This is a genomic window from Niallia sp., from assembly GCF_031978665.1.
In the GTDB taxonomy this organism is placed as follows: domain Bacteria; phylum Bacillota; class Bacilli; order Bacillales; family Cytobacillaceae; genus Niallia.
In genome coordinates this window covers 1-13,888 of sequence record NZ_DALZDK010000042.1, presented here as the reverse complement: position 1 = coordinate 13,888, position 13,888 = coordinate 1, and the positions used below count along the sequence as shown (strand labels likewise).

14 protein-coding genes are annotated in these 13,888 nt (G+C 36.5%); 10 read left to right on the top strand and 4 right to left on the bottom strand.

The features are described 5' to 3' along the window. Positions 1–15: 15 nt before the first annotated feature. Complete coding sequence (locus RTL21_RS19755) at positions 16–996, bottom strand: metal-dependent hydrolase (RefSeq protein ID WP_312098404.1); 981 nt, start codon at positions 994–996, stop codon at positions 16–18. Positions 997–1,418: 422 nt separating this feature from the next. Between RTL21_RS19755 and mutY the strand changes: the two genes are divergently transcribed. After that, complete coding sequence (gene mutY, locus RTL21_RS19750) at positions 1,419–2,525, top strand: A/G-specific adenine glycosylase (protein ID WP_312098402.1); 1,107 nt, start codon at positions 1,419–1,421, stop codon at positions 2,523–2,525. 25 nt (positions 2,526–2,550) lie between these two features. Here the strand turns inward: mutY and RTL21_RS19745 are convergent, their stop codons facing one another. Further along, a complete protein-coding gene (locus RTL21_RS19745) occupies positions 2,551–2,745 on the bottom strand; it encodes a hypothetical protein (protein WP_312098451.1) in 195 nt (64 codons plus the stop codon). 119 nt (positions 2,746–2,864) lie between these two features. On the opposite strand from RTL21_RS19745, the gene fabL reads away from it, so the two are divergent. From fabL to RTL21_RS19720, 5 genes are all read left to right on the top strand, one after another. Further along, complete coding sequence (gene fabL, locus RTL21_RS19740) at positions 2,865–3,608, top strand: enoyl-[acyl-carrier-protein] reductase FabL (RefSeq protein WP_312098450.1); 744 nt, start codon at positions 2,865–2,867, stop codon at positions 3,606–3,608. Between the two features lie 132 nt (positions 3,609–3,740). After that, positions 3,741–3,926: a gamma-type small acid-soluble spore protein gene (locus RTL21_RS19735; RefSeq protein ID WP_312098400.1), complete on the top strand. Its 186-nt coding sequence runs from the start codon at positions 3,741–3,743 to the stop codon at positions 3,924–3,926. A 279-nt stretch (positions 3,927–4,205) separates the two neighbouring features. Further along, entirely contained in the window at positions 4,206–4,469 is a 264-nt protein-coding gene (locus RTL21_RS19730) for a YgaB family protein (protein ID WP_312098398.1), read from the top strand. A 188-nt stretch (positions 4,470–4,657) separates the two neighbouring features. Beyond that, positions 4,658–5,188: a nucleoside tri-diphosphate phosphatase gene (ntdP, locus tag RTL21_RS19725; protein WP_312098396.1), complete on the top strand. Its 531-nt coding sequence runs from the start codon at positions 4,658–4,660 to the stop codon at positions 5,186–5,188. Positions 5,189–5,978: 790 nt separating this feature from the next. Beyond that, a complete protein-coding gene (locus RTL21_RS19720; protein WP_312098394.1) occupies positions 5,979–7,727 on the top strand; it encodes an ABC transporter ATP-binding protein in 1,749 nt (582 codons plus the stop codon). A gap of 39 nt (positions 7,728–7,766) precedes the next feature. Here RTL21_RS19720 and RTL21_RS19715 read toward each other — a convergent pair whose 3' ends face one another. Then, positions 7,767–8,852 (bottom strand): FUSC family protein, encoded by a 1,086-nt coding sequence (locus RTL21_RS19715; RefSeq protein ID WP_312098392.1) that lies wholly within the window; start codon positions 8,850–8,852, stop codon positions 7,767–7,769. 343 nt (positions 8,853–9,195) lie between these two features. Next, positions 9,196–10,500, bottom strand: coding sequence for a glutamate-1-semialdehyde 2,1-aminomutase (locus RTL21_RS19710; protein WP_312098390.1), 1,305 nt, complete (start codon positions 10,498–10,500; stop codon positions 9,196–9,198). 217 nt (positions 10,501–10,717) lie between these two features. Between RTL21_RS19710 and RTL21_RS19705 the strand changes: the two genes are divergently transcribed. The 4 genes from RTL21_RS19705 (at position 10,718) to RTL21_RS19690 (ending at position 13,664) form a co-directional block, all read left to right on the top strand. After that, positions 10,718–11,122, top strand: a complete 405-nt coding sequence (locus RTL21_RS19705; RefSeq protein WP_312098388.1) for an ion channel — start codon at positions 10,718–10,720, stop codon at positions 11,120–11,122. 71 nt (positions 11,123–11,193) lie between these two features. Next, on the top strand, positions 11,194–11,664 hold the full coding sequence (gene bcp / locus RTL21_RS19700) for a thioredoxin-dependent thiol peroxidase (protein WP_312098387.1): 471 nt from the start codon (positions 11,194–11,196) through the stop codon (positions 11,662–11,664). A gap of 400 nt (positions 11,665–12,064) precedes the next feature. Further along, the gene (gene perR / locus RTL21_RS19695; RefSeq protein WP_312098449.1) at positions 12,065–12,517 is read left to right on the top strand and encodes a peroxide-responsive transcriptional repressor PerR; all 453 of its coding nucleotides are present in this window, start codon (positions 12,065–12,067) and stop codon (positions 12,515–12,517) included. A gap of 274 nt (positions 12,518–12,791) precedes the next feature. After that, complete coding sequence (locus tag RTL21_RS19690; RefSeq protein WP_312098385.1) at positions 12,792–13,664, top strand: nucleotidyltransferase-like protein; 873 nt, start codon at positions 12,792–12,794, stop codon at positions 13,662–13,664. Positions 13,665–13,888: the final 224 nt, after the last annotated feature.

The following is a 13,888-nucleotide window of genomic DNA, read 5'->3' as shown; positions in this document are numbered from 1 at the left end:
TCGACCTGTCTTATGTTAATTCGTTAGGATGTCGAGTTTCTTTTTAAGCTTATCTTCACTAAAGATCCAACCTGTGTAGGAGGTAATAATGTTTAAGTTTAAATCGAGATGAACAACAGCGACAAATGGATAGTGTCCATTACTTCGATAGCGTAAATCAATAAAACGGACTTGGTACTGATCTTCTAGCTCCGTGACCTCCCAACGAAATACAGGAGAAAAGGATAAGAATGCAGCTAGGTTCTTATCTTTTTGAGCTGCTGCAAGAACGGGTGTATTAGGAATCGGAATACGATGGAATTTATCGTAAATTTCGATTTCATGCTGATGCGAACGGCCAACATAGAAGGAGTTCTCTGTCATAACAGCAATACGCCAATGGTTATACCTCATTGTTGGTGATAAAATGATTTCAGTCGCATCAGGAATCATTTTTTTCACATTTGTTTTAACTTGCTGCTGCGTGAAAATGCGAAGCAGATAATAGCCGATAAGCACGATGAAAAGCGTTAAAAAGGTATACCCTGGGTTTGAGCCAAACGCCCAAAATAGAATAGCTATAATATGCAGAGAGAAAATGATTGGATCAAATGTGTTGATAATACCTAAAGCAACCCATTTATTTGTAATAGGACGCAGAGCCTGTGTACCGTAAGCATTAAAAATATCGACAAAAACATGCAGGAAAACCGCTAAGAAGGTCCACAGCCATAAATGAAGCAAATTTGCTTCTGATGAAAATGGGTAGATGACCGCTATGATAAGAAGAGGCCATAAAATGACCGCAGGTATGGAATGCGTCACGCCGCGATGATTTCGTATATATACAGCATTATTTCTTAATTTTAGAACCGTATCGATATCTGGTATTTGAGAGCCGACTATTGTGCCAATCATGACACTTGTTGCTGTTACTGGACTTAAAGCAACAACGGGGTCTAACGTGGCTAACCCACCAAGTGCAATTCCCATGACAATATGTGTTCCTGTATCCAAAATACCAAACCTCCCTGATTTTTCTCCGTTATTATTTGGATGAAAACACCATAATTACAATTAAAATATGCTTTTCTTTTCGCTTAACAAAAGATACACTACAAACAGCGAAAGAATTGTGTATTCACGATAAAGTCGGATAATGTTATTAAATAACAAATAACAATGTCAAACAATCGGACAATCGCGTAATTTTTATAAAAAATGGTTCTCTTATTTAAAATGAGACAAATTTACTTATTTATACTTACTTTCATATCATTAAATCTATTGGCGAGGGTATCGCTTCGTAAGTAAGATTTGTGATACTTTCATTCTATCCCATTTCATCCTATGATGCATGCTATGTCCAATAGAATAAAAAGAAGTTTATACCTTGTTATTCCCAAAAAAAATTAATAATTAACATATGGAGGTTTATAGTGACAGAAAGGCAAGAAAAGATTAAGAACCAAGTGAATGTAGAGCAATTTAGAGAGGATTTATTAAATTGGTTTAGCAAGGAACAAAGAGATCTTCCGTGGAGAAAAGATAAGGATCCTTATAAAGTATGGGTGTCTGAAATCATGCTTCAGCAGACCAAGGTTGATACGGTTATCCCATATTTCAACCGATTTATTTCTCAATTTCCAACAATAGAAGCATTGTCTAAAGCGGAAGAAGAAAAAGTATTAAAGGCTTGGGAAGGATTAGGCTATTATTCCAGAGCACGAAATTTACATGATGCTGTCAAAGAAGTCCATGAAAAGTATGAAGGGAAGGTGCCGGATTCTCCGAAAGAAATTTCCAACTTAAAGGGTGTTGGTCCATATACTGCAGGAGCAATTTTAAGCATTGCATATGGTGTTCCTGAGCCTGCAGTCGATGGAAATGTCATGAGGGTTCTATCGAGAATTCTTTCGATATGGGAAGACATTGCTAAGCCGAAAACAAGAAAAACATTTGAAGAGGCTGTTCGTGTTCTCATTTCCCATGAGAATCCATCTTATTTTAATCAAGCGCTGATGGAATTGGGTGCGTTAATTTGTACACCTACTTCGCCGTCTTGTTTGCTTTGTCCTGTGAGAGAGCATTGTCATGCGTTTGATGAAGGAACAGTTACAGAGCTGCCGATTAAAACAAAAAGCAAGAAGCAAAAGTCGCTTCAGCTTGCTGCAGTCGTTTTGACAGATGAAGGTGGAAGAACATTGATTCATAGACGACCTAGTACAGGATTGCTTGCAAATCTATGGGAATTCCCGAATATGGAAATCGTTCAAGTGTTAACAAGCGAGAAAGCACAGTTAGAGGAAAAGCTTTTAGAAGACTATCAGGCAACGGTAGAAGTTGGCGAAATGATTACTAGAATTGAACATGTCTTTTCTCATTTAATTTGGAACATCAATGTCTATAGTGGAAAATTGATTGATTTGAAAGAGGAAAAGGAAGATTTACGAAGGGTGAATGCGGAAGAAATTGAACCTTTCCCATTCCCAGTGTCTCATCAAAAGATGCTGAAGTTTTTACCGGAGCAAGTGAATAAGGGGTGACCGTAGTTGGTTACCCCTCTACACATTACTCTGCTACGTTTCTTTTTAACCCGCCTCTATTTTCAATCTCCTCTATTATTTCACGGTGAATGCTTGCTCCTTCGCTATTTAAATAGGGAGTCATTTGCTGGAGGGAGTGATGGAAGTGGGCAAGCTCGTTATCCTTCCAGTCAGATTTAGCCATCATTGCTAATTGGGTCATATCTCTACCATCATACATCATCTATTACCTTCCTTTACTTAACCGGTGTCCATACCTATTGTGCTAATGTTGATTGCGAACTATGCATCAATAGAGGTAAAATGAAAAGTAAATGGATGGGAAAGGAATTAAAAAGTATGACAAACAAAGTAGCATTAATTACAGGAAGCAGTAGAGGCATAGGAAAAGCAACAGCGATTCGCTTAGCAAAAGAGGGCTATGACATTGTTGTTAACTATGCAAGAAGTAAAAAGGCAGCGCAAGAAACTGCTGATGAAATTACGGCATTAGGGAGAAAAGTTCTTTTAGTAAAAGCAAATGTTGGCGATGTAGATAAAATTAAAGCAATGTTTGCAGAGATAAAAGCAGAATTTGGGCGTTTAGATGTTTTTGTTAATAATGCAGCATCTGGTGTATTAAGACCGATTATGGAATTAGAAGAGTCTCATTGGAATTGGACAATGAATATAAACACGAAAGCACTATTATTCTGTGCACAAGAAGCGGCAAAGCTAATGGATAAAGGCGGCAAAATTGTTAGCATCAGTTCATTAGGGGCGATTCGCTATTTAGAAAACTATACAACGGTTGGTGTAAGTAAGGCAGCGGTTGAAGCGTTAACGAGATATTTAGCAGTAGAATTAGCACCGTTAAATATCGTAGTAAATGCCGTTTCTGGTGGAGCGGTTGATACAGAAGCGTTAACGCATTTTCCAAACAGAGAAGAATTGCTTCAAGCGGCAGCTGATAAAACGCCAGCGGGAAGAATGGTGGAAATGGAAGATCTCGTGAATGCAGTCATGTTTTTAGTAAGCGATGATGCAAGCATGATTAGAGGACAAACGATTATTGTTGATGGTGGTATTTCTTTATTAGTATAAGTAGAAAAGGGAATTTTCCTATTTAGGAGAATTCTCTTTTTGTTTTTTGAAAGGTGGGTTTTATTGGTAATGAAATTCTTTGGATAGAACCGAAATGTCTGGGACAAATTAATATGCGTGGAGGTGATATTCATGGCAAAAAAAGCTGGTCTTACTCAATCTGGAACTAACATTCAAGAAGTAAAACAACAAAACGCTCAATCTGCTGGCCAACAAGGTCAATTTGGTACTGAATTTGCAAGCGAAACTAATGCTGCTGAAGTAAAAAAATTCAACCAACAAGCAGAAGCTAAAAAATCTCAAAACTCAAGCAAATAATGCAAACAAAGGGCACTTCACTTACGGGAGAGTGCCCTTTGCTTTTTTTACAGCCATCATACTTTTATGCTCCCATTGAAATATCTTTAGAAAAACAATTTACCAATTTAAAAAAAGTTCGACAAAACTTCTTCTTAGTCTACAGAAGTAGTCAAAGGAATTAATATACATACGAAGAAATAGTTAAAGAAAGATTTTATAGATAAAAGGACTGTTCCTTAAAAATCAAACAAGCAAAACTATACAGAACCTAAAAATAAGAGTAGGATGTGTTTTTTCATGGATGTATTTAACGGTTTAGTAGGAGAGCAAATGCGAATTATGGAAAAACTATTATATTTACAAGGAGAATTAGAACGGTGCGAAGAAATTGAAGCACAATTACAAATGCTGCAAAAAGAAACCGAATTAAAAGAAGTACAAATAGAAATCGGCAAAATGAAAGAAGAGCTCAAACAAATACAACAAATCTTTGAAATGCAAACAGAAAAAGTCATTCGGGTCTATCAAGAAAATGAGCTAAAATTATCTTCCAGTTCATAAAAAAATATGGAATATTTCAAACCATTGTGTAATTTCAATGGTTCTTTTGTTTTAAATTTACTAGAGAACCGTTATAATAAGAAAAAAGAGGAATCGTACTTTGTTGCCTTAAATGAAATAATGAATCGCTTTTTAGTATGTAACAGGTTACAAAGCGTCCGTAAATAGAAAGTAGGGGAGAAAGAAAAATGGGCGTACCTATCGAGGGTGAACCAATACAAATTCACAGTTATAAGCATAATGGGCACATCCATCGAATCTGGGACGAAACAACGATACTTAAAGGGACGCAGAACTTAATAATAGGTGGTAATGATCGTACAATTGTTACAGAATCAGATGGAAGAACGTGGGTAACTCGTGAACCTGCAATTTGTTACTTTCATTCGCAACAATGGTTTAATGTCATTGGCATGCTTAGAGAAGATGGCATTCATTATTATTGCAACCTAAGCTCACCATTTATATATGATGGAGAGGCACTTAAATATATTGATTATGATTTGGACATCAAAATTTTCCCGGATATGACATTTAATTTACTAGATGAAGACGAATACGAGCGTCACCGAGAAGAAATGAAATATCCAGATGTTATCGATCAAATTTTGAAGGCACAAGTAAATCAATTAGTACAATGGATAAGACAAAGAAAAGGTCCCTTTGCACCAGATTTTGTTGATTTGTGGTATGAAAGATACTTAACGTACAGAAGTTAATATGGATGACTGAAAAAAGCATGTTGAATTTCAGCAGGCTTTTTTCTTATGCATTAGCAAAGAATAGTGATAAAATGGTTCATTGTTGTTGAAGGATTTACAGACGAAGCATTGCTTTATGAAAATGAGCGATGAGTTTTGATTAATCAGAGCCCGATTTGGCTATGGAAGTGATCAAAAGGTAACAGAGAAAGGCTATCTAAGCCCAAATCGGCTATGAAAGCGAGCAAAAGGTAACAGAGAAAGGCTATCTAAGCCCATTTCAGTTAAGGAAGCGAGAAAAAGATAACAGAGAAAGGCTATCTAAGCCCATTTCAGCTAAGAAAGCGAGCAAAAGGTAACAGAGAAAGGCTATCTAAGCCCGATCCAGCTTTGAAAGCGAGAAAAAGGTAACAGAGAAAGGCTATCTAAGCCCAAATCGGCTATGGAAGCGAGAAAAAGGTAACAGAGAAAGGTTATCTAAGCCCGATCTAGCTTTGAAAGCGAGCAAAAGGTAACAGAGAGAGGCTATCTAAGCCCATTTCAGTTAAGGAAGCGAGAAAAAGGTAACAGAGAAAGGCTATCTAAGCCCGATCCAGTTTTGAAAGCGAGCAAAAGGTAACAGAGAGAGGTTATCAAAGCCCATCCGGTCCTCGAAAAGATAAAAAAGGTAACTGACGTTCATTATTTTTTAAAAAACTTTAGACAAGCAACAAATTTAATGATCAATTTTACAAAAAGACATACTATCAAGTTTTCCAAACACCAAAAAAGGAAATAAAACAAAAGCAACATAGAGAGGGGAGTATATGTGGACAGTATTAAAAGATATATGGCCTTCGTAAAGCCCTATCGTTGGCAAATCATAGGAACAATCATCATCGGCATTGTTAAATTTGCCATCCCATTATTAATACCATTGCTATTAAAGTATGTAATCGATGATATTATCAATAATCCAGACTTAGCCCAGGCAACCAAAATGAGCAATTTATGGACAATCATGATTGTCATGACGATTATCTTTATTGTGGTGAGACCACCGATTGAATATTATCGTCAATATTTCGCACAATGGACTTCTAATAAAATTCTATACGATATCAGAGACCAGTTATTTATGCATCTGCAAAAATTAAGTCTCAAATATTATTCCAACACCCGTGCAGGAGAAGTAATTTCTCGGGTCATAAATGATGTCGAACAAACGAAAAACTTTATTTTAACAGGCTTAATGAATTTATGGTTAGATGCCGTCACGATTTTGATTACGATCGGCATTATGTTCACGATGAATATTAAGCTAACATTCGTCTCGATCATTTTATTGCCTTTCTATGCGTTATCCGTGAGCTATTTCTTTGGGAATTTGCGTACGCTGACAAGAGAAAGATCACAGGCACTAGCTGGGGTACAAAGCTTTTTGCATGAACGAGTGCAAGGGATTTCTGTTATTAAAAGCTTTGCTACGGAAGATCATGAACAAAAGCATTTTCAAAAGTATAATAATGCCTTCTTGGAAAAAGCGGTCAATCATACGAAATGGAATGCTAAGGCGTTTGCTGTTGTGAATACGATTACCGATATTTCTCCTTTGTTTGTGATTGCCTATTCAGGCTATCAAGTATTGAATGGCGATCTTACCTTAGGAGCAATGATTGCATTTTTCGCCTATATTGAAAGATTGTATAATCCATTAAGAAGATTAGTGAACTCATCTACTACATTAACGCAATCCATCGCATCGATGGATCGGGTATTTGATTTAATTGATGAAGAATATGATATTCAGGATAAGCCGAATGCCATTCCTTGTGTAAATGTAAAAGGAGATATTGCTTTTGAAGACGTGGATTTTGCTTATGATACAAAGGATCCGAAAGTATTAGATAATGTTTCCTTACATATTAAGCAAGGAGAGACAATCGCATTTGTTGGAATGAGTGGGGGAGGAAAATCTTCGCTTATTAGTCTCATTCCAAGATTCTATGATGTGACAGGTGGAAGGATTCTCTTAGATGGAAGGGATATAAGAGATTTACAAGCCCGTTCTTTAAGGGATCAAATCGGGATGGTGCTTCAAGAAAATATTCTTTTCAGTGAATCAATTAGAGAGAATATTATGATTGGAAGACCGAATGCGACGGAAGAGGAAGTGATTGCTGCCGCAAAAGCTGCGAATGCCCATGACTTTATTATGCAGCTGCCAGAAGGATACGAAACGAAAGTAGGAGAAAGAGGCGTGAAATTAAGTGGAGGGCAGAAACAAAGAGTAGCGATTGCTCGCGTTTTCTTGAAAAATCCGCCAATCTTAATTTTGGACGAGGCAACTTCTGCTTTAGACTTAGAAAGTGAACAATCCATTCAAGAAGCACTTGAAGAACTAGCAAAAGACAGAACGACCTTAATTGTCGCCCATCGTCTATCTACGATTACCCATGCAGATCGAATTATTTTAATCGAGCACGGAAAAATCATGGAAGATGGCACACACGATGAGCTGATGAAATTACAAGGTCATTATCATGATCTATTTCAAATACAGCAATTGGGGAATTAAAAAAACGATCCAGAAGCATTTTCGCTCTGGATCGTTTTTTTATTCCTCAATCGTTACTTCTGCTTCATGATTATGATGAACCTGGATAGAAGTAATTAACGTATCAAGATGCTCTACGTTCTCGTCATATTCAATGATAGCAGAGACAATTTGCATCATATGATATTGCTTTAACTCTTCTGCATTTTCGTGCACGGTTGACTCGGTCTCTTTATAGTAATGCATTAATTCTTGGAATAGCATGTCGCGGTCAAGGGAAATGCTGCCTTCTTCAAAAACAACATTTGGCTTTACCTTTCCAATAAATTTGAGCATCACATGTTCATGGTGGTGAATAAGACAATCTAGCTGCTGTTGGATAATATTCTGCAAGTCCTCTGGCAAGCTTAATAATTCATTTTCGTAGCGATGAATCTTTTTCAAGGTTTGAAAAGATTTCTTCAATGTCGCAATCATTTGCCGATAAATAACTAATTTTCTCGTTTTTAATAAGGTTGTTCTTTTAAAGTAATTACGCTCTTCTTTGTACAGTGTATATAACTGATCGATTCTCATTAATCGGTCGGACATTTTATCGATATCATTTTTTAAAAGGCCATGCTCAGATGCATGTCTAATATTCAAGCGGATCCATTTCGTTATTTCCTCACTCAAGTCGGAAATTTGATTGTACAATTTATTTTCATACTTTGGCGGTAGAAAAATCAGATTAACGATGGATGCAGAAAGTATTCCTAGCATCACTGTTGAGAAACGAATAACCGCAAAGGTGATGAAATCATCGGTAGGTGATTCCATAATCGCGATTAATGTAACAACAGATAAGGTAATCGTCTTTTCTAAGTTTAATTTTAAGTTGATAGTAATAACAATGATGGCTGCAAGTCCAATAATAAAGACATTGTTGCCAAAGCTTAATACAAAGATGACTGCAATAATCGCGCCAATGATATTCCCTTGTACTTGTTCAATAATTGATAAATAAGACCGATAGACGGTTGGTTGTATGGCAAAAATGGCAGAAATTCCTGCGAAAACAGGAGTTGGTGCATTTAATAGTTGCGCTAGAAATAAAGCTAAAACGATGGCGATCCCTGTTTTCAGAACGCGCGCTCCTAATGTCATAAATAAGTGATCCTTTCCTTAAATCTTAATATTTTCCTATACCCCTTACTTTTTGCGAAAAACACGAAAAGTAAACACAATATTGTACTATACAGTGATTAGATGCTAACTTCAATAGACTAATGCCTGATTTTTTCTTTTTTCGATGGATTTTAAAAAAATGGACATATTGTTGATATATTTGAGAAATTTGAAATGGGTGAAATGTGGAAATAGGAGTATAGAATATCCGTTCTAATAGGTGGTAATTTCCATTGAAGGGGAACGATTCGTCGGCTGTGCTAATTTGGTGGAAATGAAAAAAAGGTCCAGAATTCCTCTGAACCTTTTCTCAAACTAGTATTTAAAACTTATACTCTTCTTTTAATGTTGCTAATGCTTGGTCTACTGCGTGTAGGGTTGCTTCGATGTCTTCTTCTGTGTGTGCGATTGTGATGAACCATGCTTCGTATTTGGATGGTGCTAGCATGATTCCTTGTTCTACTAATAGTTTGAAGAAGCGGCCGAACATTTCGCTATCTGTGCTTTCTGCTTGTTTGTAGTTGTATACTTTTTCGGTTGTAAAGAAGACAGTAAGCGCTCCTTTTAGGCGGTTAATAGTAATTGGAACATTGTATTGAGCTGCTGCTTCTAGAATGCCCTTTTCTAACAATGCGCCTAATTTGTCTAGATAATCGTATACACCTTTTTGCTTTAATACTTCGAGACAGGCGATTCCTGCTTGGATAGATGCTGGGTTTCCGGCATGTGTTCCTGCTTGGTATGCTGGGCCAACTGGGGCTACTTGATCCATAATTTCTTTTTTACCACCGTATGCGCCAATTGGTAGACCGCCGCCAATAACTTTTCCTAATGCTGTTAAGTCAGGCTGCACGCCTAATAAGTCTTGTGCTCCACCGTACATAAAGCGGAAAGCTGTAATAACCTCATCATAAATAACAAGTGCGCCTGCTTTATGGGTTAGTTCATTGATTCCTTGTAAAAATCCTTCAATAGGCTCTACGATACCGAAGTTACCAACGATTGGTTCTACTAGAACAGCAGCAACTTGATCTCCCCATTTCTCCAGCGCATCTTTATATGCATCTAAATCATTGAAAGGAACCGTGATAACATCAGCAGCAATTACTGCAGGAACACCTGCAGAATCTGGAGTGCCAAGGGTAGAAGGGCCAGAACCAGCTGCCACTAGCATTGGATCCGAGTGACCGTGGTAACAACCAGCGAATTTAATTACCTTGTTTCTGCCAGTATATGCACGAGCAACACGAATTGTCGTCATGACTGCTTCTGTTCCGGAATTCATAAAACGGATTTTTTCCATGGAAGGGATTGCTTCCTGCAGCATTTTCGCGAATTTTACTTCATGCGGAGTTGGCGTTCCGAATAATAATCCCGTTTCGGCTGCGCGAGTTACCGCTTTTGTAATATGTGGATGTGCATGTCCTGTCACAATCGGGCCATATGCAGCTAAATAATCGATATATTGATTTCCGTCTACATCAAAGAAGTAAGCGCCTTGTCCTTTTTCCATTACAATCGGTGAGCCGCCACCAACTGCTTTATATGAGCGAGAAGGACTGTTGACACCTCCGACAATAATCTCTAAAGCTTCTTCATGTAATCGTTCTGAATTGGTATGTAACATATAAACCTCCTATAAATCGTATCATTCTGTAATAATACCTTCCTTCATTTTAGCACTTTTTGAAAGAAGATAAAGGGGAACAGCTTTATAACAACAGGCAACTTTCATACCTTCTCAGGTAGGTGTAAGTGGATAAACGCATAATTAACTAAGACAAGCATAAATATTAATGATGGAGTATTCAGGCCATGCAGCAAGGAAGTAAGGGGGTAAGGGAATGTTTTATGTCTTATTAGCTTTAATCCTTTTTTTTATTGCGATGAGCTTAAGAACATTGTTTGTTCCTTACCGCGTAAAAGAAAAATGGGTATCCCTTGAAAATTTTATGTATCTAATTTTTGTCTATATCACCATTATGATTGGCTTTGGCTTAATCTATACGTTATTCCAAATGAATGGAATTCCTGTTTATAATGATGGGCAGACTCCTTCTTTAACCTATGATTTTTTTCATACTCTCCACACTAGCATCTATTTTAGCGGTGTAACCTTATTCTCTGTAGGGTTTGGAGATTTAATGCCTATTGGGATTGGAAGAATGGTTGTTCTTGTGGAGGCGTTGATAGGCTACACGATTCCGGCAGCCTTTGTTACAAGAGCAGTACTAGATTTGAATAATTAGCAATCTCCTTTTCTTGATTCATCCAAGCAAATTAGGTAGGCTTGGTATATTACAAGAAAAGGCGGGATACTATGTCGATTCAATTGGGAGAAACAGTGCCAGATTTTGAACTAGAAGCAGATAATGGAGAAAAAATAAAACTGTCTGATTACTGGGGAAAGAATGTTGTCTTATACTTTTATCCAAAAGATATGACACCTGGATGTACAACAGAAGCTTGTGATTTCCGCGATAACCATGGGGATTTCGAAGGCCTTAATACAGTCGTACTAGGCGTTAGCCCAGATCCAATCTCGCGACACAAGAAGTTTATCGAAAAACACGAGCTGCCATTCCCATTATTATCCGATGAAAATCATGAAGTAGCGGAAAGCTTTGATGTCTGGAAGCTAAAAAAGAATTTCGGAAAAGAGTATATGGGGATTGAAAGATCGACCTTCTTGATTGATAAAGAAGGCAAGCTTGCTAAAGAATGGCGGAAAGTTAAAGTTGCAGGCCATGTAGAGGAAATAAAGCAAGCATTAGAAAAAATCGAAGCCTAATTTTCAAGCTAGGGACTTTTGTCCACTCATTAAGAAGCGATAAGCATATTGTATAGTGAGCATATACCTCCTCATATATATGTCGGTGACCAGCGAAGCGTTCGTTGGTCTTTTTTTGCATTAAGGCATCCTCCACTTATATAAACGGGAAATGGATAAAACTTCTGGTGAAAAATATTAGGTTATATGCATATAATGAAAGTGTATTATCAATAACATTCCATCATTAACTCTTATCTAATAGTCGATATTGTTAAATAATCATTATCGTTGTTGTTTTTAACGGTTTATTCATCTATAAACGGCGTTATTACAGTAACTGTATTGACAAAACCCTCCTATTATTAGTACACTATTTATAAACATTATAAAATAAGAATATCTTTTAGAAATGGGGTGCATGTCCGTGGAACATAACGAGCATAATGAGTTACAGGAAGCTCTTGACAAGCTGAAGGAAACAGGAGTGCGCATTACCCCGCAGCGTCATGCGATACTTGAATATTTAATAAGCTCAATGTCACATCCGACTGCCGATGAAATTTATAAAGCACTTGAAGGTAAATTCCCAAATATGAGTGTAGCCACTGTTTATAATAATTTAAGAGTTTTTCGTGAAGTAAATTTAGTAAAGGAACTGACATACGGAGATTCTTCTAGTCGGTTTGATTTCATTACTTCTCACCATTATCATATTATCTGTAAAGAGTGTGGCAAAATAGTTGATTTCCATTATCCAGGATTGGATGAGGTCGAACAATTTGCCAGCCATGTTTCAGGATTTAAAATCAGCCATCACCGTCTCGAAATTTACGGTACTTGTCCTGATTGTGCTAAAAATGAAGCGCACTAATGTAAGGAATAGAAGAGGTTGTCTTATTAAGATTAGGTTTCGTATAAAAGATGCGAAGGTTAATCTTAATAAGATACCTCTTTTTTCTGTTTGTTATTTTAAAAGGCACGTTTGTATTGCTAGGGTGGAATACAGAGAAAAAAAGTAATTCTATTTTTAAACAAGTTGTAGTAAGATTTCATGTATGCTATTTGAAATAGGGCAGGATTTTAATAGGAATTGTCGAAATAATACGAAACGAATAAAATTCATTCATGGAGATGGAGGAATAACGATGGAAGATATTCTTCGTCCTATATATCAAGAAAGAGCTAGCCAGACAAATACATTGGGCGTATTAATCATTGATAAGAAACAAAATGAAATGACTGTGACAGACACTTTTGACACGGTGATGCTTATTATTGTAAAAGAAGCAGAACAGCCTGTTTTTATAAAGCATTATACTTATGCGGAAAAGAAAGCAGCTTTACATATTGTCACAGAACAACAATTAAGAAGCTGGATTTTATTAGGGAATAATAAACGAATATTTGAATGGATATACAATGGAAGAGTTGTTTTTGATCGAAACGAATATATTTATCAACTTAAAAATGAGTTAAAAGAATTTCCCGTTAACGAAAGAAAACAAAAGATGGCACTAGAATTTGCTAAGCTTATTAAACGATATATGGACGGGAAAGCTTTCTTTGAAAATAAGCACTATCTTGATGCGTATAATGATATTGTTCATTCCTTACATCACTTAGCACGTTTAGCAGTGATTGAAAATGGCTTCCATCCAGAAGTAACAGTCTGGAGCCAAGTAAAACAAATCGAGCCAGAAATCTATAAATTATATGTAGAGCTAGTAAATAGTGATGAGCCGATTGAAAAAAGACTCGAACTATTATTCTTAGCAAGTGAATTCTTAATTCATTCCAGAATGAGAACAAGTACAAGCCATATTCTTGATATATTAAAAGAGAAGGAAGCTTGGACATTTAATGAGCTATTAGAAAAAGAAGAATTACTTATTTATGCAGTGGATCTTGGTATGCTTTTAGAATATTTGATTGATAAACATTTAATAGAAGTAGTCAATGTTTCAACAAAGAGTCCAGGCGTTTACCATCGATATTATAAGGTTTTAGAAAAAAACTAAAAAAGTTTTAAAAAAGTATTGACCATTATGTTGGAATAATGTTATATTTATATCCGTCGCTGAAACAACACAAAATGTTGAAGTAAACGACGGGAAATAATTTTTTAAAAAACTATTGACAGTAAATGTTGATAAATGGTATATTAGGAAAGTTGCTTCTTGGTGACTAACTAAATTGCTCTTTGAAAACTGAACAAACAAACGTCAACAATAATCGTTTTATA